This is a genomic window from Lawsonibacter sp. (genome assembly GCF_022777125.1).
GTDB lineage: Bacteria > Bacillota > Clostridia > Oscillospirales > Oscillospiraceae > Lawsonibacter_A > Lawsonibacter_A hominis.
Genome location: NZ_JALFGV010000105.1, coordinates 1 through 21,266 on the forward strand (window position 1 = coordinate 1; position 21,266 = coordinate 21,266).

Here is a 21,266-nt window from a genome sequence, read left to right on the forward strand (position 1 = left end):
GGCAAGATCGACAACAACACCATCAGCGGCGGCTCCACCATCAACATGTATATCCAGCGGGAGAACCTGGCGACGCCCGAGGCTAAGGAGAAGGTGCTGGCACTCCTGCGTGGGACGTTTGCACTGGGGATCGAACACATCCAATTTAACGTCATGGACAAAAAGGTTCTGGCGGACGCCCAAAAAAACCCGGGAAAGTACCCCACGCTGATGGTTCGGGTCTCCGGGTACAGCGCCTACTTTGTGGAACTTGACACCTCTCTTCAAAACGCCATTATGGAGCGAACCCAGCATGATATCGCCTGAATCCTGTTGAGGAGAAAATGATATGCGCGCCGTGGACGTATCTCAATCCACCTCATTGCGTTTACGGCGTACGTACGGCTCGGGCGGCTGAGCCGCCCGAGCCGTACGCTTAAAACAAGGTCATCCGGGAAACGGGACAGGCCTGCGGGATCAAACAGCCGAAGAGGGGAGGCGCAATTTGAGGAGAACGTTTGCCGGACCTATTTTTAAATTATGAGGAGTGGTGATTTTCTGTGTTACAAATCATTTCGAAAATTGCAAGGCAAGTTGGACGCCTGGGGGTGAGGACATTTTTGGGGACCTAAATTCGTTGTCCTTCACGCAATCAGTCCCAAGCTGCGTCTGTATTCAAGTAGGCTCATCCACCCGAGTGACGATTTAATATGACCTTCATTGTACCAATGGATATAGGCATCCAGAGACCACTTGTGTTCTTTGAACTGCCTTGCCACCCAACGAAGGAAACGGGCGCAGCGGCAAATCCTATGGCGTCTCCGAGAAAGCTTTCTGTTGGCCTTGTAGACGGCCTCTCCACACCTTGCTGAGTAGCCGGGTTTTCTGCCCTTATTGCTTTTACGAGGCGGTGTGCCGCGTCGCAGTTCGTTTGCCACGGTGGCCGGAGAGCAGCCTATCTCTCCGGCAATAGCTCTGTTTAAGTAACCTTGGCGCTTGAGATGCTGGATGGCACCTCTTTCTTCACGCTGAAGGTGCTGTCCCTTCTTGCGTTCTGCTGGCTCTGTGATGTAATCTTGGCAGTCCATAGTGATTGCCCTCCTTTGGCAGATGTGGTGTAGGAACTTCATTCTACCATGCTGGGAAAATCACTATGGATTTTTTTGCCAGACGTCCAACTTCATTATGCAATCAACCAAACCATTGAAATGACTGGGATTTTGGAGTTTTACAAAGGACTAATTTTACACAGAAAAAAGGAGAAAAACTATGTTACAAGTTGTATGGGCCATTACCTTTATTGGCGTGATCATTCTCGGTATTATTGCTGGACGGAAAGTAAAAAACATTCAGGAATGGGCATTGGGCGGTCGTAATCTGACATGGATAGATGTAGGCTGTATCCTGGCTGCATTCCAAATGGGCGGAACCACAATCATCGGCGTTGCGCAGAACGGCTTTAAAATCGGCTATGCCGGCGCATGGTACAGCATTACCGGCACTATCGCTATGCTGTGTATGTTGCTGGTCGTAAAGCCCCTGCGCAGGAGAACCAATGGCGACTCCCTGATGTCTTTTATGTCTGACAGATATAGTCCCGCCGTCGCCAAATTCTACTCCTATTCATATCTGTTGATGGGCTTCTTCTACATTCCCATTCAGCTCTTCACTCTATGCACCGTAATCCAGTTGGTGATTCCTAATTCATCTCTGGCTGTTGCCGCTGTGATTGGTCTGGTACTGGCGGTTTCCTACAGCGCTCTGTCCGGTATTGAGGGCGCAAAGGTCGTAGGTAAGCTTACCTGCCTGTTTGCCTATATTTTCATTGCAGTCGGCACCTTCTTGATCGTGTCCAAAGCCGGTGGTTGGGCAGACATCAAGGCTGTCGCTCCCGCAGATCACTTTAGCATGGCCAATATGCCTCTTAACACCATCATTGGTTGGATCATTTCTTCCATCTGCGGCTTCATGACCATGCAGGCCGCTCTGCAGCCCACTCTGGCCGCGAAGGATGATTCTCATGCCGTTAAGGGTGCCATCGCCGGCGCAATTTTCTCTCTGCCCATGGGTTTCCTGACCGCCACCATCGGCATCGTGGCCTGCGTTAAGCTACCTGAAATTGACAGCTCCGCTGCGTTTGTGGAAACCGTCAACACTTTCCTCCCCAGCTGGCTCACCGGCATTATCCTGGGCATGGTCGCTTTGATTATCGCAACCACTCTGTCGGCACAGGTTCTGGCTGTCGGCACCATTATGAAGAATATTTATGTCAACGAAATCAACAAGAACGCCGAGCCCAAGAAAGTGCTGGCTGTTTCCAGAATCCTCACTTTTGTTTTCGCAATGCTGTCCATGATCCCCATCTTTGCAATCAGCAAGTCTACATTGTCCAATGTGTTCATGGTGGTTGTTACATGCGGTACCGCTCCGATGACCTTCTCTGTGGTATGCGGACTGTTCTGGAAGAAGGCTACCAAGCAGGGCGCACTTTGGTCAATGATCGTCGGCATCGTTGTGGGTATTGCCTGGATCGTTGCCGGTCTCAATGGCAAGCTGAATGTATGCTTCCCCATTCTGATTACTTCCTTCCTGGTAGGCTATATCGTTTCCAAGGCAACCAACAAGGAGATTCCTAATGTAACTGTGCAATAAGTAAAGGAATGCACTATGGAACACGATTTGAATGCAAAGCAGACAGTTTGCCGTATCATCGATCAGTCGCGGGACAAGTTGGCACAACTCACCAGTGAGATGGTGCGGTTTCCCAGCACGTTCGGACAAGAAGAAGACATCCAGCAGTATATTGCTGACCGTCTTGAGAAAATGGGTGCCGAAGTAGATTTTTGGTATCCGGATATTGAGCAAATGCGTAAGCATCCGGGTTTTTGCTCGGATCGGACGGATTTTAGCACAAGCCCAAATGTATGCGGCGTCTTCAAAGGCAGCGGCGACGGCAAATCTTTGATCCTGAACGGCCATGTGGATGTTGTTCCGCCGGGAAACGAGGATGACTGGTCTGACTCTCCCTGGAGCGGCAAAATAACACAGGATCGTGTATGGGGCAGAGGGTCGACCGATATGAAAGGCGGCTTAGCCTGCAATTTCATCGCTCTGGAAGCCATTTGGGCTGCGGGGCTGACCCTGAAAGGCGACATCCTGTTTCAAACCGTTATGGACGAGGAATGCGGCGGCATGGGAACACTGGCGCAGATCGTCAGAGGATACCGGGCAGACGGCGTGCTGATTCCAGAATGCATGAAAAACAATGTGGTCATTGCGACGATCGGCAGCGCGTGGGTTCGATTGACCGTTCCGGGACGCGGAGCGCTGCTGTCCAATGCGGAGGCCGGCGCCAGTGCCATTGAAAAATCGGCGTATATCTTCAACCGCTTAAACGAATTTGAGCGGGAGCGCACCCAGCGTTTGGCACATCCTCTCCTATCCCATGTAAAGACGCCGTTTAAAATCAACGTGGGTACTATAAAAGCCGGAAATTGGCCGTCCGCCGTACCTGATCAGTCTGTTATGGAGATTCGCTACGGCATGTCTCCGCTGCAGACGGTTGATGAGGCAAAGGCTGAGTTCGAGGACTATATTGACAAGATTTCTCAGGGTGATCCTTGGCTGAAGGATCATCGGCCTCAAATCGAATGGTTGGGTTGCTGCTGGCATCCATGCAGTATCGATCCGAACCACCCATTGGTTCGTCTGGTGTCGGACAATCATCGGGATGTCACCGGCGAAGACGCTGTGGTATGTGGTGCCGCAGGCGGTGCGGATAACGGTTCCTATTCCAGATTCCTGAATATTCCGGCGATTCTCTATGGCCCAGGCGAAATCTCCGTTGGACATCAGGCAAACGAGTATATTGAAATTGATAAAATGATGGATGCCACAAAGGTAATCGCGTCAACCATTCTGGATTGGTGCGGCTATTCGTCCAACCCATAATCAAAAAAGCAGATTTGTTTTACCGCAGCATTGGCTGTGGTAAAACAAATCCCTGAACATTACAAAGGACCTGCTAATGAAACCTGCAAAGGAAAGTCAATGGGGTACAGCGACATAAAGCCCTGCATTGTGGACCAACCAGGCCACCGGCGTATGGTAATTGCCCGTGGATTCCATGACCACACGGGTCTCACCGTCCAGACTTTTGAGCAGCTTTGCCAACTCGCTCAGTTCACTGGCGGTATGCCGAACTTCGTAAGCGTCAAATAAATGGGCGGCTTTCCGAGCCCGTCAATACCGGACTTCAAAGGGTGAAACCACCACCTCTCCAAAGAGGCACATGACGGAGATCATGCTTTTCCCTTTGGAAACATCAATGCCAACGCAGTTCGTTCACATTCCTCCAATCCTAAGAATCCACAACCGTAATCCATCTTTTCTCGCTGCCGATTCAATCTATTGCGTGACACGAACTCTCCGGTATTCGATGGCTCAACCTGCTTAAATCGAACGCTACAACAAGAGGATAGCTGACAGTCTTTCGTTCGGACATATAAGCCCAAGGAGTGAATGGTCAGCCAGTTGCTCCTCTCATTGTAGCTTAGGCACGAGATGGAGGGAACGCCGGACTGGCTGCCCGGCCTTCCTGTCCAAATTTATTGTAATAGGTGTGTATTATGGCTCAGTTAGACAGCAAGAAACAAGCGGTTTTTGACCGTATTGATCAGTTTCAGGATGAAATGGTGCAACTGGCCAGTGATCTTGTAAAGTTCCCCAGCCTATACCAAAAAGAAGAAGAAGTTCAAAAATTTGTCGCCCAACGTCTGGAAAACATGGGAGCTAATGTGGATTTGTGGTATCCTGACATTGAGCAGATGCGTAAGCATCCGGCGTTTGCGTCAACACGCGAGAGTTTTGATACCAGCCCCAATGTGTGTGGTGTGTTCAAAGGCACCGGTGAAGGTCGATCTTTGATTATCAACGGACATGTGGATGTAGTTCCTGTCGGCCAGGAAAGTGATTGGGATGAATCTCCTTGGAGCGGCACGGTTAAGGATGGTCGCATCTATGGCCGCGGCATCGGTGATATGAAGGCAGGCATCGCCTGTAGCATGATCGCTCTGCAGGCCATTAAAGCAGCAGGACTCTCGCTGAAGGGCGATGTCCTGTTTCAAACGGTTGTAGATGAGGAGTGCGGCGGCATGGGATCGCTGGCACAGCTGTTGCGTGGGTATCGGGCTGACGCGGCACTGTTCCCCGAGTGTATGCGCAACATGATCGGCGTTGCCACCGTCGGCAGCACCTGGGTGCGGATCACAGTTCCCGGCAAAGGTGCCCTGCTGTCCAATGCGGAGACCGGCGCCAGTGCCATTGAAAAGGCATTTTATATTTACCAACGGCTGGACGTTCTGGAAAAAGACCGCACCCAGCGCCTGGCCCACCCGTTGCTGGCTGGTTTTAAAACGCCTTTTAAGATCAATGTTGGAAAGCTCAATGGCGGCAACTGGCCGTCCGCTGTTCCTGATCAGGCTGTCATGGAGATTCGTTACGGCATGTCTCCGATGGAAACCGTGGAGCAGGCAAAGGCTGAGTTTGAAGACTATATCAATCGAATTGCCGATGCAGATCCTTGGCTAAAGGATCATCATCCCGTGGTGGAATGGCTGGGTTGCTGCTGGCATCCGTACAGCATGGACACCGATGATGCCTTCGTGCAGATGGTTGCCGCAAACCATGAAGCCGTCGTCGGCAATGATGCTACCATTTGCGGTATTGCCGTGGCAGCAGATGCGGCACTGTATTCGAGATTTCTCGAGATCCCGTCTATACTCTTTGGCCCCGGAGAGGTCACCGTGGCGCATCAGGCAAACGAATATGTCGAAATCAACAAAATGATGGACGCAACCAAGGTGATTGCCGCTACCATTATGGATTGGTGCGGCTATCAGGACGCCGAATGATCGTGCAGCCCTATTGTTAACCGAAATAACAGAAACAGGCCTGTCAGAACTCGATTACACTCAGTGCAGATACCCCGCCGCAGGATGCGCATTGTGGCAAACATACTTCTTGGCAAATCAAGCGGATGTATGTTAACTTTAAAAAAGCCGTATGCATATTTTCTCTAAACTGGATGCGTTTGAGCAGGAACGCAGTGCCAGGCTGGCGCACCCGAAGCTCTCTCAGTACCCCACACCCTTTAAGATCAACGTGGGTAAGCTGAACGCCGGCGTCTGGCCCTCCAGCGTACCAGATCTGGCCGTTATGGAAATCCGCTACGGGATGTCCCCTAATGAGACGGTGGAGACGGCCAAAGCGGAATTCGAGGCATTTATCGAGCAAATCTGCAGCGAGGATCCGTGGCTGAGTGAACACAGGCCGGAACTGGAGTGGCTGGGCACCTGCTGGCACCCGATCAGCGTAGACGAAAACGAGGAGCTGATCCAACTCGTCAACCAAAACATGCGGCTGGTTCGGAAGCGGGAGACAGAGATCACCGGTATCGCCTGCACGGCGGACGGGGCTATGTTCAGCCGGTATTTAGGCGTTCCCTCTGTGCTCGTCGGATCCGGTGAGCTTCCGGAGGCCCACCAGGTCAACGAATCCGTCAGCATCTCTGAGATTGTGGACGCCTGCAAAGTGATTGCCGCCACGATTTTGAACTGGTGCGGCTATGAATCGTAACTCACCCTAGAGAGAAAAAACAGCGCCATCGCCTCTGTAGAACGGAGTGCGGCGGCGCTGTTTCTATTGTCCAGCCTAGCAGGAAAAGCCAGGGTTCGCCTTCTCCCACGCCTTCACCCACTTGCGGGTGAAGGTGATGAACGTGCGGATCTCCAGGGAGTTTTTTTTCTCTTTACGGGTACACAGACCCATCACTCTGGAATATCCTTCTTTCAGCGGACGGGCATGCAGGGAATACCTGTGGCGGTAGAGGTACAGTCCGGGCACTACGCTAATACCGTAGCCCTGTTCCACCATACTCAACGTCATCCAATCGTCGATCGGCTTACGGGAGGAAAAAACCGGATCAGCAGGGGCGTCCGGCTTAAGGAGGTGATTCTTGAGGTACTTGTGCTGGACTGCCTCCTCGGGGAGGATGATGGGACCTTGGGCAATCTGCTCGATCCCGATTTCATCGAGAGAGGCAAGGGCGTGCTCCCGAGGAAAGACGACGTAATACCGGTCCTCGTAGCAGGGATAAAAGAGCAGATTCTGGCTGGAAATATCGTTAATAAAGCCGATATCAGACGTATCGGCCTTTAAATCGTTCACAATATCGATATAGTCCTTCTTTTCCCAAATTTCAAAGTGGAATTTGGGAAAATTTTTAGAAAAATCTACCAGCAACTGGGATGCCCAAGCAGTTGCCACGGTGGGGAGCACCGACAGGCGGATCGTATCGCTGGAATCATACCGCGCAGCCTTATAGAGGAGGTCTTCCGCCTCTACGGTTTGCCGCATAAGCGCTAAAAATGGTACCGCCGCGGGCAGGACTATAATCCCCTCGTTGCTGCGTGCGAAGATGATCTGGTGGAATTCCTGCTCGACCCGGCTGATAATATGGCTAATCCCGGACTGTGTATAGCCCAACTCCGCAGCGACCCGGGTGATGTTTCCCATTTCGGCGGCCTTCAGGATCACGCGGTAATATTCGGTATTGATAGTAACACCACGTTCCTTCCCCTGACACAGATGCAGACGCTTTCTCTGGAAGTCGCTTGAAACGATACTGGAACTGCTCTAGTACGGCTATTTTAGCATAGATTCCTCTTGACGTCCACCCAAAGATCGACACGGGCCGCCCCAAAAAGGGGCGGCGGCGTTCTATAGAACCCGGCAAAATGGCGCGGCCCGTGCGCCGTACAAGCGATCTGTGCTTTGCTCCAAAACCTTGTGTAGGGGCAATTCATTTTCCGAGTATGTAACATTATTTCCGGATGGTTAATTGTATAATGAAGTTGCCCAATCCCGCCGCGTCCTGCGGCGCGCTTGCAATTACGATAAATTTATGGTATCCTATCGTTATCTTTTTTCGAGAGGAGGGCGTACCATGGGCTGGGCGTTCGGCATAGTTATGGAAACTTTTGGAAATTTTTTAGGCCGTCCTGGGGGAAGTGCGCCCTTTTTGCGGGACCCACGGCGGTAAAACCATCGGATGTTTTATAGCCGCGGCAGTTCTGCCGCGGCCTTTTTCTGCGCAAAAAAGGCGTCTTTTCCTTTTTGATGCTTATTTCAACGTTCCTTCCCTGATGTAAAGCCAGACGCGCCCCGCGCGGCCAAACGCGTTGTGCGGCTCGGGCCGGCGCCTGCAGGGATGGAGCGATCAGAAAGGAACGATGCGATTATGAACCTGAACAAACAGATCCGGCGGCTTTTGCTGCTGGACGGGCTGAGCAACCTCCACCTGGCCGGGACGGCCTGGGTGCTGCTGCTCACCCTGCGCGGCTTTACCTTGACTCAGATCGGCCTGGCGGAGGGCGTGTTCCATTTGGTCAGCCTCTGCTGTGAGCTGCCCTCGGGTATGCTGGCCGACCTGCTGGGCCGGAAATGGACCCTGGCGGCCAGCCGGGCGATGGGCGCGCTGTCCGCCCTGGCCATGATCACGGCCCGGACCGGACTGGGCGTGTGTCTGGCCATGGGCCTGTGCGCCCTAGGCTACAACCTGGCCTCCGGCACACGTGAGGCCATCACCTACGACTCGCTTCTCCAATGCGGCCAGGCGGAGCGCTACCTCCGGGTAAGCGCCTGGCAGAACATTTTCTGGCGGGGCGCCGGGGCCGCAGCCCTGTTGGGGGCTGGGCTGACCGCCGCGCTGGGCTACCGGCTGGCCTACGGCTTGGACATCCTGGTGGACGTGCTGGCCGTGCTGACGGCGCTGGGCCTGACGGAGCCCGCCGTGGGCGCTCCGGAGCGGCGGCCTCGCCTAAGCGAACTGCCCCGGGGCTTTCGGGACTGCGCACGGGACGCGGCGGATTTTTTGCGCGCCAACCCCGCTGCCGCCGCGGTCATGCTCTTCAATGCTCTGGTGGGCGCTCTGGCCACCCTGCTGGGCTTCTTTCTCCAGGACGGCCTGACTTCCGCCGGGGCGGGGAACGCGCTGCTGGGTCCTCTGCTGCTCCTAGTGGCTTTGGGCGGCGTGGCCGGCTCCCGCGCCGCCCTGCTGCTGGAACGGCTGCCCTACCGGCTGACGGGGCTCCTCTGTCTGGCCGGGGTCGCCGCCGGAGCCGCTCTGTCGCTCACCGGCCGCCTGCCCCTGCTGGCCGCCGGAGGTTTTCTGGCCAGCGCCTGCGACGATGCGTTCCAGATGCTTACCGACGCCCGGCTCAATGCCATGATCCCCTCCCAGCGGCGGGCCACCCTCATCTCGGTCTCCTCCATGACCTTCAGCCTGGTCATGATCGTTCTCTCGCCCCTGACCGGGGCCGTTTGGGAGGGGCTGCTCTAATGCCGCCGCGCATTGTCCCCGGAGCGCGCCCTCAGCAAAAGGACGAAATTTTTATACCGCCCCTCCGGCCGTTTCCGGCTCGCGGGGCGGGTGTGGGGGTACGGCTTCCCTTCCGCGCCCCGGCTCCACAAGATGTCGTGTTGCCGCCCGGCGCGGGCCGCCGCGCCTCCCCCAGGGCAGAAAGGGCTTGACTGTGCCGGGAAAAACGTGTATCATAAACTCTGTAACCTTTTTGTAATCTTTTTATTCAACTTGTTACGATTCGGCGCTTTCGTGCCGGATCGATCTTGATGTAAACCACTCGAACGGGAGGGATTCCCATATGGACGATATTCTGCATGCGCCCCGGGACGAGGACGCACAGCAGGCAGGCCTGCCCCTGGCAAAACGGCTGGAGCGTTACCGTGCCGCCTGGATGGACGGCATGGCCCGTGTGCGGCTGGGCGCCCGGCGGTTCCAGCACAAGCTGGACGAGGCCACGGCAGGGGGAAAACGGCTCTTCACACCGCTGAATTTTCTGGCTGTGGCCGCCGTGGTGGGCGTGGCCACTGTGGTGGCCACCGTTTACACGCCCAGCTACGTAGTGTCGGTGGACGGGGTGCCCCTGGGCACCGTGTCCGATCCCCAGGTCTTTGAGGATGTGATGGACCGGGTGGAGGCCCGGGCCGCCACCATTCTGGGCTATGATTATGAGATCCCCAGCACGGTGAGCTATACCTTTGCCCTGTCCGAGCGCGGGAAGCTTTCCGACACCGGCGAATTTGAGACCTATCTCTTCGACCAGATCGGCGCGGTGATGAAGAGCTATGTGCTCAAGGTGGACGGCACGTTTATCGGCGCAGCCGCCGACCGGGAGAGCCTGGACGCCCTGCTGGACGCCATCAAGGCGCCCTACCGGACCGAAAACACCGTCTCCGCCGATTTCACCTCCAATGTGGTCGTCTCTCATGAATACACCCCCTCCGACGTGAATCAGGATCTGGACGCGATGCTGGCCCGGCTGACCCAAAACACCAACGGCCAGACCACCTATGAGGTTCAGAGCGGAGACACTTTTATGCAGATCGCGCTGGACAACGGCATGACCGTCAGCGAGATGCAGCAGCTCAATCCCGAGATCGACATCAACCGGATCTATATCGGCCAGCTGCTCAACGTCCGGGAGGAGATCCCCTACCTGTCGGTGCAGACGGTGGATTCCGTCACCTATACCGAGGCCGTGGAGTGCCCCGTGGAGCAGGTGGAGGACGACTCCATGTACCAGGGTGAATCCCGTGTGATCGACCCCGGCGTTCCCGGCCAAGCGCTGGTCAGCGCCAACATCACCTATGTCAACGGCCGCGAGCAGGAGCGGGATATCATCAGCACCCAGGTGCTGCAGGAGGCCACCACCAAGGTCATCGCGGTTGGCACCAAGGTGCGGCCCTCCTGGTACCCCAACGGCTACTTTATCTGGCCGGTCTACGGGCGCATCACCTCCTATTTTGGCTACCGGTCCATTTTCGGCTCCTACAGCTATCATGGCGGCATCGACATCGCCGCTTCCTACGGTACCGGCATCGCCGCCGCCGACGGCGGCACCGTGACCTTCGCGGGCCGGGCCACCGGCAGCAACTGGAGCTACGGCAACCTGGTCATCATCAACCACGGCAACGGCAAGGTGACCTATTACGGCCACTGCTCCAGCGTACTGGTCTCGGCGGGCGACCACGTCTACCAGGGCCAGACCATCGCCCGGGTGGGCTCCACCGGGCGCTCCACCGGCAACCACTGCCACTTTGAGGTCAAGATCAACGGCACCTCGGTCAATCCCCTGGCCTATCTGAGCTGAATCCCCGCTTCCTGAAGCAGTCAAACGTCCCAGGCGTATGTTCTTGGCCGTCTGGGGCCGGCCCCCGCCGGAGGCTTTTCCCATGGAAGCGTCCCCCTCCTTCCTGCATGGGCTTTGCGTGCTCGACCGTCTGCGCTCCCCCGCCGCCTGCCGCGGCGGGGGAGCGTTCTGCTCTTGACAAGCAATTTGAAATGTGATAGCATTTCTCCGTTCGATTCGGAAAATCATAGGAAAACGGCACGGATCGGGAGTAGTAAGCGGTCTTTCCTGCCCCAGAGAGAAAGCGTTGGGTGTGAGCTTTCGCAGGCGGGCCGCCCAAGTCGCCCGGGAGCCATGGAAGGAACTGCAGTAGACTCCATCGGGAGGGGCCCGTTATCGCCCCCAAGAGCGCGCGCGCCGTCCCGGCACGCGAATTTAGGTGGTACCGCGGAGTTGATTTCGCCCTAAACTGGCAGCAGTTTAGGGCGTTTATTTTGATTGGGAGGTCACTATGGAAGAATTTGAAAAACGATATAACGGGCTGGAGATCGAGCCCCAGATGCAGCAGCTGTGGGAGCAGCAGCAGGTCTACAAGTACGTGCCGGACCAGTCCCGGCCCATTTACTCCATCGACACGCCCCCTCCCACCGTCAACGGCAGCCTGCACATCGGCCACATCTTCAGCTATACGCAGGCGGAGATGATCGCCCGCTACCGCCGGATGAACGGCTACAACGTGTTTTACCCCTTCGGCTTTGACGACAACGGCCTGCCCTCGGAACGGCTGGTGGAAAAGGAGACCGGCGTAAAGGCCATGAACGTGCCCCGCAGCGAGTTCGGCCGCCAGTGCATCGAGATCACTGGAAAATACGAGGCGGAGTTCAAGGCCCTGTGGAAGGCCATGGGCTTTTCCTGCGACTGGGACCTGCAGTACTCCACCGTGGGGGCCCAGGCGCAGAAGATCTCCCAGCGCTCTTTTATCGAGCTGGCCAAGGCGGGCCACGCCTACCTCAGGAAGTCCCCGGTCCTCTGGTGCTCCGAGTGCCAGACCTCCATCGCTCAGGCGGAGCTGGACGCCAAGGACATCGACTCCACATTCAACTATATCCCCTTCGTGGTAGAGGGCAAGACCCTGGAGGTGGCCACCACCCGGCCCGAGCTGCTCTACGGTGTGGTGTGCGTCTTCGTCAACCCCGAGGACGAGCGCTACAAGGCCTATATCGGCAAGCAGATCACGGTGCCCCTGTATGAGTACGAGGTGCCCATCCTCTCCGATGAGCGGGTGAGCATCGAAAAGGGCACCGGCGTGGTCATGTGCGCCACCTTCGGCGACTCCACCGACCTGGACTGGTACAACGACTATCAGCTGCCCTACCGTCAGGTCATCCTGCCCGACGGCCGCATCGCCGCGGACGTGCCCTATATCGCGGGCCTCTCCGTCCGGGCCGCCCGGAAGGAGATCATCCGCCTGCTGGACGAGAAGGGCCTGCTGCTCAAGTCGGAGAAGCTGACCCACACGGTGTCCATCCACGAGCGCTGCGGCACCGAGGTGGAGATCATTCCCTCCCAGCAGTGGTATATCGACGTGCTCAATATTAAGGAAGAGCTTCTGAAGGCCGGCGACGCGATCAACTGGTATCCCGCCTCCATGAAAAACCGCTACCGCATGTGGGTGGAGAACCTGAAGTGGGACTGGTGCATCTCCCGCCAGCGGTATTTCGGCGTTCCCTTCCCGGTGTGGTACTGCGCAAAGTGCGGCAAGCCCCACTTTGCCGACGAGTCTCAGCTGCCCGTCAACCCTCTGGAGACCCCCTATCACGGCGCCTGTGAATGCGGCTGCAGCGAGTTTGTGCCCGAGTCCGCCGTGCTGGACACCTGGGCCACCTCCTCCCTGACCCCCGCCATCAACGAGAACACCGCCCGGGGCGCAGGCTACGAGGAGCCCTTCGTGCCCATGACCATGCGTACCCAGGCCCATGAGATCATCCGCACCTGGGCCTTCTATACCATCGTCAAAAGCTATTACCACCGCCACACCATCCCCTGGAAGGACGTGATGATCTGCGGCTTCGTTCTGGCCAAGCCGGGTGAAAAGATCAGCAAGTCCAAGGGCAACGCCAAGCTCACGCCCAAGTCCCTGCTGGAGACCCATCCGGCCGACATGATCCGCTATTGGGCGGCCAGCGCCCGGCTGGGCACCGACACCTTCTTCGATCAGAACGACATGGTGGACTCCTCCAAGCGCTTTATGACCAAGCTGTGGAACGCCTCCAAGTTCTGCCTGTCCCACCTGCACGACTTTGATCCCGGCGTCCGGCCGGAGCTGCTGCCCATCGACCGCTGGATGGTGGAGCGGGTGCAGGAGACCGCCCGGAAGGCCGCCGAGCTGCTGGACTCCTACGAGATCGGCCTGGCCCGCCACCTGATCGACGAGCTGTTCTGGAACGATTTGTGCGACGACTATATCGAGATCGTCAAGTCCCGCCTGTACGAGCCCGAGATCCATGGCGAGGCCGAACGCCGCAGCGGGCAGTACGCGGTGTTCTACGCCCTGCTGAACATCCTCAAGCTTTATGCCATCTATGTGCCCCACATCACCGAATATATCTACCAGAAGGGCCTGAAGGAGTTTGTGGGCGCGCCGTCCATCCACCTGCTCCAGTGGGAGAAGGGCGACCGGGCCGACGAGGATATCCTCCGCTTCGGCGAGGAGTTCAAGGCCGCGCTGGACGCCATGCGCAAATACAAATCCGAGCACAATCTGTCCATGCGGGACGAGATCGACCGGCTGGAGGTGGAGGCTCTCGCTTCCCACAAGCGCTGGTTCGAACAGAGCATGGGCGATCTGAACGCCTGCACCCACGCCAGGGAGATCGCGTTCCAATACCACGATTAAGCAGCGCAGCGGTCAGAAAAGCGGCTGAGCCGCTTTTCTGAGAAGGCTGGGGCCTGCTGCGCGCACGGGCTGTCCGCCAGCGGCGGACAGCCCGTGCGCGTTCAGGCGCAGCAGCGCATTCTCCGACGCGCATGCCGCCGGAGAATGCGGTCTCAGCGTTGATTGCGCCGTTGCGGCGGCGAACCCCTGCCGAGGGCTTCCCCTTGTGCAGGAAGCGTGCGCCCGCTTGTGCGAGTCTCAGTCATCTGACCAGCGGATGCGCGGGCCTGCCGTTTTCCGGGCAGGCCCGCGCCGGATTTTATTTTGCGTAATTGCTTCCAAACGGAAACTTTTTATTTCTTACGATCGTCTTAAATCTATAGACCTTTTGGCCCGGTTGCGATACAATAGCAACAAAAGGATATGGAAGGAGTACCACCATGAAATCCCAGACAAATAAGCTTTGGCCCCGCGTCCTGTCTCTGGTCCTGTCTCTGTCCCTGGTCGCGGGCCTGATGCCCGCCGCGCTGGCGAGCAGTCCCCATCAGCACACGAGCCAATGCCCGAAAGAGCTGAGCTGTGAATATAGCAGCTTCCTGGGCGAAGGCCAGATTCTGGTCTGTGGAAAAGAAGAACAAGCTCCTGTCGAAGCGCACCATCACACAGCGGAATGCTACCAAGACAATGAACTCACTTGTGGTAAAGAGGAGACAGACGGTACGGAAGGTCACTCACATACCGCTGACTGCTACCACACGCATACTGAATCCTGCTACACCTATACCTGCACACCCGTTAACGGCGTTACCGTCGCCCCCGGCTCCATGAGCCTGTCCGCCGGCGGAACCGCTACGCTTGCGGCGATTCTTGCACCCTCGGACGCTACGATTCAAGGGGTGACCTGGAGCAGTAATTCCAGTACCATCACTGTCAATTCCAGTACCGGGGCTGTTACCGTCTCTTCCGGCGCGGCCGCCGGCGATACGGCGATCATCACCGCTACCACAGAAGACGGCGGCTATACGGATTCCTGTACCATCACGGTCTCTGCCGCCGCTGTTTCCAGCGTCTCGATCTCCCCGGCCTCCGCTTCCGTCGCCCCGGGCGGCACACAGCAGCTTACCGCCACGGTCTCTCCTTCCAGCGCAAACCAAACCGTGACCTGGGCCGTGACCTCCGGTCCCGCCACGGTCAACGCCTCCACCGGGCTGGTGAAGGTGGACTCCTCTGCCGCGGCAGGCTCCACCATCAAGGTCACCGCCACGGCAGCAGGCGATGCGACCAAAACGGCCAGCTGCACCATCACCGTCACCGGTACGGCTACCGGCGTGACGGTCACTCCGGCCACCTACTCGCTCGTCCCCGGCGGTACGACTGCGCTTTCCGCCTCTGTGGCCCCCGCTGCGGTCAGTCAGGCCGTGACCTGGAGCAGCGGCAACGCTTCGGTCGCCACCGTCGATTCCTCCGGCAAGGTCACGGTCAACGCCAACGCCGCGGTCGGCTCCACCGTGCGCATTACCGCCACCTCCACCGCAGACGGCTCCAAGTCCGGCTATGCCACCATCACCGTGATCAGTCCGCTGACCCTGAGCAAGAGCTCTGTAAGCGTGGCAATGGGCAGCACTACTTCTCTGCGCGCCACCACGGTCCCCTCCTCCAGCGCCAGCAGCGTACGCTGGAGCTCCGGCAACTCCAACGTCATCCGGGTGGGCAGCACCACCAACACCGGCACCTATACCGGCTCTTCCTGCACCCTCTATCCCAGAGCCACCGGTTCCGCCACCATCACCGCCCAGGTGACCATTAACGGCCGCACCTATACTGCGGCCTGTACCGTCACCGTCTCCGGCGCCGGCACGGCCACGGCGGTCAAATACTCCACCGACGAGAACACCCCCGTGGAATTCGACGCCAGCGACTTTAACGACGTGTGCTACAGTCTGACCGGCTACAGCCTGAATTACGTCTATTTCTCCCTGCCCTCCAGCACCCGGGGTACCCTGTACTATAATTATACCAACAGCAGCAACAACGGCGGCACGGTAAGCGCCAGCAAGAAGTATTACCGCACCGCCACCTCTCCCTATCTTTCTTACGTCTCCTTCGTCCCCAAGAGCAGTTATACCGGTTCCGTCACCATCGAGTACACCGGCTATAACTCCCAGGGCACCGCCTTCAACGGGACCGTGGTGGTCTCCGTGGGCGCCGGCTCCGGCAGCGGCGACGTGACCTACACCACCGCGGTGGATGAAGCCGTACAGCTGGACAACGCCTCCTTCAACGATTACTGCAAGGATGTGACCGGCTACAACTTCGAATCCATCTGGTTCACGCCTCCCGCCACCAAATACGGGCGCCTGTACTATAATTACACTTCCAGCAGCCGGTATGGATACGTGGTGGACTCCAACGACGAGTTCTACCGCAGCTCCACGCCCTATCTGTCCGACGTGACCTTTGTCCCCGCCAGCGGATACACCGGCACCCTGGAGATCCCCTTCGCCGGCGTGAGCACCAATAACAAGTCTTTCTCCGGCACGCTGGTCGTCAAGGTGGGCGCCGAGGCCAAGGCCATCACCTATTCCACTGCCGCCAACACCGCCGTCCGCTTGGACGAGGACGATTTCATCGACTACTGCAAGGCGGTAACGGGCTACACCTTTAATTATGTGACCTTCGACCTGCCCTCCTCCAGCCGCGGCGTGCTCTATTACGACTATTCCGCGGGCAGCAGCTCCAACACCAAGGTCACCTCCAACACCAAGTATTACCGCACCTCCAAGCCTTACGCGGACTATGTCACCTTCGTCCCCGCCAGCAACTACACCGGCACCGTCTCCATTTCCTTTACCGGCTACAGCTCCAACAGCACCAAGTTTACCGGGACCCTGAAGATCTACGTGGGCAAAAACGCGGGCGACGTATCCTACACCGCCTCCGTGGGCGAGAACGTCCGCTTTGTGGTGACCGACTTCAACGACTTCTGTAAGGATGAGACCGGCTCCAACCTGAGCTACGTCACCTTCGACCTGCCCTCCTCCAGCCGCGGCGTGCTTTACTACGACTATTCCGCCGGCAGCAACTCCAACACCAAGGTCTCCGGCAGCGCCAAGTATTACCGCACCTCCAAGCCTTATCTGGACTACATTACCTTCGTCCCCGCCAACGGCTACAGCGGCAGCGTGACCATTCCCTTTGAGGCGGTCTCCACCAGCGGCACAAAGACCGCCGGCAACGTGATCATCACCTACTCCGCGCCCAAGGAGGCCGCTGTCATCCGGTATACCTCCAACAGCTCCCCGGTGTCCCTGCGCCTGACGGACTTCATCTCCGCCTGCAACGCCCGGGGCAGCGCAGCGCTCTCCTTCGTGAAGTTCGTTCTGCCGGACAGCTCCTACGGCACCCTGTACAACGGCTATAAGACGCCCGCCACTCCGGGCAGCCCGGCCAGCGCCACCACCGCCTACAACGCTTCCGGCTCCCCCTCCATCGGCGATCTGGTCTTCGTGCCCAAGGCCGGCTTCACCGGCACCGTGACCCTGAATTATACCGGCACCGACCTGAACAACGCCACTTACTCCGGCGCCGTTCAGATCGTGATCTCTCCCGCCTCTTCTTCCGCCGTCTTCACCGATGTGGGCACGAACTACAGCTGGGCCGCCGCGTCCGTCGACTTCCTGTACACCGGCGGCGTGGTCACCGGTACCAGCGCCACGCAGTATTCGCCCGCCAACTACATCACCCGGGGCGACTTTGTGCTCATGCTCTACCGCGCCTTCGGCCTGAAGAGTGCCGGCACCTCCAGCTTCCCGGACGTGCCCGCCAACAGTTATTACGCCCAGGCCATCGCCGCAGCCAAGTCGATGGGCATCGCCACCGGTACCGGGGACGGCAACTTCCGGCCCACCGCCCCCCTGACCCGCCAGGACGCCATGCTGCTCATCCAGCGTACCGTCCAGGCCACCGGCGGCATCATGAACAACGGTACCGCCCTGGCGCTGAGCGGCTTCTCCGACCGCGCTTCCGTGGCCAGTTACGCCCAGGGCGCCGTGTCCGCGCTGGTCCAGGCAGGCATCATCAAGGGCAGCAACGGTATGCTGAATCCCACCAGCTACCTGACCCGCGCCGAGATGGCCACCATCCTCCACCGTGTGCTGACCATGTGACAGCAGCCCTCAGGGGCGCCCGGAAAGGCGGCAGAGCCGCTTTTCCGGGCAAACAACGCCGCGCAGAGTTCGTCATCCGAAGATGACGGGCTAAAATCAGAATCCGGCCTTTTCAATGCGCACGTCCTTGAAAAGGCCCCTTCGCAGGACGGACCGGGTGACTTTTCGCAGGAAGTCGAACCCGGTCCGTCCTGCATCCTTTTGCCGCTTGTCTGAAGGAGCTGCGGCCTGCTGCGCGCACTCGCCGTCCGCCTATGGCGGGCAGCTCCCACGCTTACGGGCCGGGAAGCGTTTTCTCCGGCGCACCTCCCCCGGGGGACCCTCTCCTGCCCCTGCAGGGCAATTCATCTTGTGCCGCCCGGGAAAGCGGATCGAACCGGATCCGCGCCTGTACCCCAAGGGCATTTCCGCGCCTGCCCGGCAGGCTTGGGCACGGGCGCGAACGCTGCCAGGACTTTTCGACAAGCTGTGGGGGCGTCCAGCTCATTGCCGGACGCCCCCACTTTTTCCTGTTCGTTGCATGGTTTTTCCCAAAAACTGTCCCTTGACCAGCACGTATGTTCGATATATAATAATCGTACACCAGTTCGAATTTGAAGGGAGGATCCCCGGTGGAACTGCTGGATAAGCTGACCATTCTGGCCGATGCGGCCAAGTACGACGCCGCCTGCACCTCCAGCGGGCTGGACCGGGCCGGGCGGCCGGGACAGTTGGGTTCTACCACGCTGGCGGGCTGCTGCCACTCCTTTTCCGCCGACGGCCGGTGCGTCACCCTCCTCAAAGTCCTGATGACCAATGTATGTGCCTACGACTGCCAATACTGCGTGAACCGCCGCTCCAACGACGTGCCCCGGGCGGCGTTTACCCCCCGGGAGCTGGCCGAGCTCACCATCCAATTTTATCGCCGCAACTACATCGAAGGGCTTTTCCTCTCCTCCGCGGTAAGCGGCAACCCCGACTGCACCACCGAGCGGATGATGGAAGCCCTGCGCATTCTGCGGGAGGAATATGGCTTTGCCGGATATATCCACGCCAAGGCCATTCCGGGGGCCGACCCGCTGCTGACCTATCGTCTGGGCCTGCTGGCCGACCGCCTTTCGGTAAACATCGAGCTGCCCAGCGAACAGAGCCTGAACCGGCTGGCCCCGGACAAGGCCCGCTCCGCCATTCTGGCCCCCATGGGACAGATTCGGGACGGCATCCGCCTCTCCCGGCAGGAGCTGGCCAAGTACCGCCACGCGCCCCGCTTCGCCCCGGCGGGCCAGTCCACCCAGATGATCGTAGGCGCCACCCCCGAGAGCGACCTGCACATCCTCCGCCTGACCGAGGGGTTATACCGGAAGTATCAGCTCAAGCGGGTCTTTTACTCGGCTTATGTGCCCGTGTCCGACAGCGCCCTGCTCCCCGCCCGCCAGGAGTTCAAGCCGCCCCTGCTGCGGGAACACCGGCTCTATCAGGCCGACTGGCTGCTGCGCTACTACCACTTCCGCGCCGCCGAGCTGCTGGACGAGACCCATCCGAACTTTGATCCCCGCCTGGACCCCAAGTGCTCCTGGGCGCTGCGGCATATGGAGCGCTTTCCCGTGGAGGTCAACCGGGCCGATTATGAGACCCTCCTGCGGGTGCCCGGCATCGGCGTACGCAGCGCCCAGCGCATCCTCACCGCCCGCCGCTGCGGAGGGCTCACCTTTGCCGGGCTCAAGACCCTGGGGGTGGTGCTCAAGCGCGCCCAATACTTTCTCACCTGCTCCGGGCGGATGCTGGAGGGCCTGCGGGTGAATTCCGACGGGGTGCTCCGCCATCTGGCGGAGCAGGAGCGGAGCCTGCTGGCCCAACAGGCTCCGCAGCAGCTCTCGCTCTTTGACGCCGCCCGTTGACAAGGGCGTTTTGTTGCCCCACGCCCGAAAAGGAGGACGCACAATTGGAGGTCTGGCCCCAGGTTTCTTATCAATATGACGGCAGCTTTGCCGGTTTTTTGTCCTGCGTGTTCGAAAGCTACGTGCACAAAGAGGCCCCGGTCTGCTTTTCCACTCCCGCCGACCCCCGGCTCTCCCTGTGGCCGGAGCGGGCGGTGGAGACCGACCGCGCCCACGCCCAGCGGGTCTGGCGCTCCCTGGCGCGCAGGATCTCCGCCGACGCCCAGCGCCTGGTCTATCGCAGCTTTCTCACCTGCCTGGAGGAGCGGGAGCTGCATCTGTGGCGGTTCATCGCTCTGGGGTACGAACGGGGCGGCGGGGTCATGCGCGAGCTGACCGACCCCCGGCTTGCCGTACTGCGCAAGGCCGACCAGCATCTGTGCGGGGAGGCTCAGCTGCTCCGCGGCTTCGTCCGTTTTTCGGACCAGGGCGGGGTGCTTGTGGCTGAGATCGAGCCCAAGAACCGGGTCCTGCCCCTGCTGCGGCCTCACTTCTGCGCCCGCTGCTCCGGGGAAGCCTTCGTCATCCACGACCGCACCCACCACGAGGCCCTGTTTTCCCGGCCCGGCCGGTGGGACATCGTACCGGTGGAAGGGTTTCAGGCCGGCGTCCCCGACCGGCGGGAGCTGGACTACCGGCAGCTGTGGCGCCGGTTTTACGACGCCATTGCCATTGCCGAGCGTTATAATCCCAAATGCCGCATGACCCACATGCCCAAGCGCTATTGGAACACGATGACGGAATTTCAAACAGAGGCGCCGGACGGCCGCGGCAGCCCACCCGGCGCCCCGCCGCGAAAGGAGCTCACAGGATGAAACAGGTCCAAATCACCGTATTACGCAAACAGCTCTACGAGGACTTCGCAAGCGAATTTCTGACTGACGCGCCGGAGGAGTGCGCATGCGTTTTCTTCCAGGAGGGGGACCGCTTCCTCTACACCGGCGGGGCGGAGATGCCGGAAGGCTTCTGTCCCTGGGCCTGGATCGACCTCTACCGCACGGTATCCGCGCTGTCCACCGGCTCCTCCTACACCCCCTGGCAAAAGCGGGACGGGGTCAGCGTGGTCTGCTGCACCGACGGCATCCGTCCGGTCACCTTTCTGCTGGAGGCCCTGTAGCTG

Annotated in this window: 13 protein-coding genes, 2 pseudogenes and 1 other annotated feature; of the genes and pseudogenes, 12 read left to right on the forward strand and 3 right to left on the reverse strand. The window is 58.8% G+C overall.

What is annotated here, in order from left to right; all coding sequences use genetic code 11:
- On the forward strand, positions 1–306 hold a 306-nt coding region (locus tag MR825_RS08985), incomplete at its 5' end, for a glycine radical domain-containing protein (RefSeq protein ID WP_287880280.1).
- 599 nt (positions 307–905) lie between these two features.
- Here the strand turns inward: MR825_RS08985 and MR825_RS08990 are convergent.
- A pseudogene (locus tag MR825_RS08990) lies at positions 906–1,109 on the reverse strand (helix-turn-helix domain-containing protein); the annotation flags it as partial.
- Positions 1,110–1,248: 139 nt separating this feature from the next.
- Between MR825_RS08990 and MR825_RS08995 the strand changes: the two are divergent.
- On the forward strand, positions 1,249–2,631 hold the full coding sequence (locus MR825_RS08995) for a sodium:solute symporter family protein (RefSeq protein ID WP_186906810.1): 1,383 nt from the start codon (positions 1,249–1,251) through the stop codon (positions 2,629–2,631).
- 15 nt (positions 2,632–2,646) lie between these two features.
- Positions 2,647–3,930 (forward strand): peptidase, encoded by a 1,284-nt coding sequence (locus tag MR825_RS09000; RefSeq protein WP_287880284.1) that lies wholly within the window; start codon positions 2,647–2,649, stop codon positions 3,928–3,930.
- Positions 3,931–4,035: 105 nt separating this feature from the next.
- Here the strand turns inward: MR825_RS09000 and MR825_RS09005 are convergent.
- Positions 4,036–4,284, reverse strand: a pseudogene (locus MR825_RS09005) (hypothetical protein); the annotation flags it as partial.
- A 323-nt stretch (positions 4,285–4,607) separates the two neighbouring features.
- Here MR825_RS09005 and MR825_RS09010 point away from each other — a divergent pair.
- Together MR825_RS09010 and MR825_RS09015 are read left to right on the forward strand one after the other, a co-directional pair.
- A complete protein-coding gene (locus MR825_RS09010) occupies positions 4,608–5,891 on the forward strand; it encodes a peptidase (RefSeq protein ID WP_287880287.1) in 1,284 nt (427 codons plus the stop codon).
- Positions 5,892–6,042: 151 nt separating this feature from the next.
- Positions 6,043–6,615 carry a M20/M25/M40 family metallo-hydrolase gene (locus tag MR825_RS09015; RefSeq protein ID WP_186906807.1) on the forward strand — a complete coding sequence of 191 codons (573 nt, stop codon included), beginning with the start codon at positions 6,043–6,045 and terminating at the stop codon, positions 6,613–6,615.
- Positions 6,616–6,690: 75 nt separating this feature from the next.
- Here MR825_RS09015 and MR825_RS09020 read toward each other — a convergent pair whose 3' ends face one another.
- On the reverse strand, positions 6,691–7,575 hold the full coding sequence (locus MR825_RS09020; protein ID WP_287880291.1) for a LysR family transcriptional regulator: 885 nt from the start codon (positions 7,573–7,575) through the stop codon (positions 6,691–6,693).
- A gap of 703 nt (positions 7,576–8,278) precedes the next feature.
- On the opposite strand from MR825_RS09020, the gene MR825_RS09025 reads away from it, so the two are divergent.
- The 7 genes from MR825_RS09025 (at position 8,279) to MR825_RS09055 (ending at position 21,263) form a co-directional block, all read left to right on the forward strand.
- Entirely contained in the window at positions 8,279–9,379 is a 1,101-nt protein-coding gene (locus MR825_RS09025) for an MFS transporter (RefSeq protein ID WP_186906805.1), read from the forward strand.
- A 322-nt stretch (positions 9,380–9,701) separates the two neighbouring features.
- Positions 9,702–11,210 (forward strand): M23 family metallopeptidase, encoded by a 1,509-nt coding sequence (locus MR825_RS09030; RefSeq protein ID WP_287880294.1) that lies wholly within the window; start codon positions 9,702–9,704, stop codon positions 11,208–11,210.
- Positions 11,211–11,441: 231 nt separating this feature from the next.
- Positions 11,442–11,659 (forward strand) — a binding site (T-box leader).
- A 41-nt stretch (positions 11,660–11,700) separates the two neighbouring features.
- Entirely contained in the window at positions 11,701–14,085 is a 2,385-nt protein-coding gene (locus MR825_RS09035; RefSeq protein WP_287880296.1) for a valine--tRNA ligase, read from the forward strand.
- 419 nt (positions 14,086–14,504) lie between these two features.
- Positions 14,505–18,230 carry an S-layer homology domain-containing protein gene (locus MR825_RS09040; RefSeq protein WP_287880299.1) on the forward strand — a complete coding sequence of 1,242 codons (3,726 nt, stop codon included), beginning with the start codon at positions 14,505–14,507 and terminating at the stop codon, positions 18,228–18,230.
- 611 nt (positions 18,231–18,841) lie between these two features.
- Positions 18,842–20,107 (forward strand): putative DNA modification/repair radical SAM protein, encoded by a 1,266-nt coding sequence (locus MR825_RS09045; RefSeq protein ID WP_186906801.1) that lies wholly within the window; start codon positions 18,842–18,844, stop codon positions 20,105–20,107.
- Between the two features lie 44 nt (positions 20,108–20,151).
- A complete protein-coding gene (locus MR825_RS09050; RefSeq protein ID WP_186906800.1) occupies positions 20,152–20,961 on the forward strand; it encodes a TIGR03915 family putative DNA repair protein in 810 nt (269 codons plus the stop codon).
- Positions 20,958–21,263 carry a TIGR04076 family protein gene (locus tag MR825_RS09055; RefSeq protein ID WP_186906799.1) on the forward strand — a complete coding sequence of 102 codons (306 nt, stop codon included), beginning with the start codon at positions 20,958–20,960 and terminating at the stop codon, positions 21,261–21,263. Before MR825_RS09050 ends, MR825_RS09055 begins: the two co-directional genes overlap by 4 nt.
- Positions 21,264–21,266 lie beyond the last annotated feature (3 nt).

Excerpts from the sequence above, each read along its gene's own strand:
- MR825_RS08995 (WP_186906810.1), top strand. The coding sequence starts at position 1,249 with ATGTTACAAGTTGTATGGGCCATTACCTTTATTGGCGTGATCATTCTC.
- MR825_RS09015 (WP_186906807.1), top strand. The coding sequence starts at position 6,043 with ATGCATATTTTCTCTAAACTGGATGCGTTTGAGCAGGAACGCAGTGCC.
- MR825_RS09000 (WP_287880284.1), top strand. The coding sequence starts at position 2,647 with ATGGAACACGATTTGAATGCAAAGCAGACAGTTTGCCGTATCATCGAT.
- MR825_RS09035 (WP_287880296.1), top strand. The coding sequence starts at position 11,701 with ATGGAAGAATTTGAAAAACGATATAACGGGCTGGAGATCGAGCCCCAG.
- MR825_RS09055 (WP_186906799.1), top strand. The coding sequence starts at position 20,958 with ATGAAACAGGTCCAAATCACCGTATTACGCAAACAGCTCTACGAGGAC.
- MR825_RS09025 (WP_186906805.1), top strand. The coding sequence starts at position 8,279 with ATGAACCTGAACAAACAGATCCGGCGGCTTTTGCTGCTGGACGGGCTG.
- MR825_RS09040 (WP_287880299.1), top strand. The coding sequence starts at position 14,505 with ATGAAATCCCAGACAAATAAGCTTTGGCCCCGCGTCCTGTCTCTGGTC.
- MR825_RS09030 (WP_287880294.1), top strand. The coding sequence starts at position 9,702 with ATGGACGATATTCTGCATGCGCCCCGGGACGAGGACGCACAGCAGGCA.
- MR825_RS09010 (WP_287880287.1), top strand. The coding sequence starts at position 4,608 with ATGGCTCAGTTAGACAGCAAGAAACAAGCGGTTTTTGACCGTATTGAT.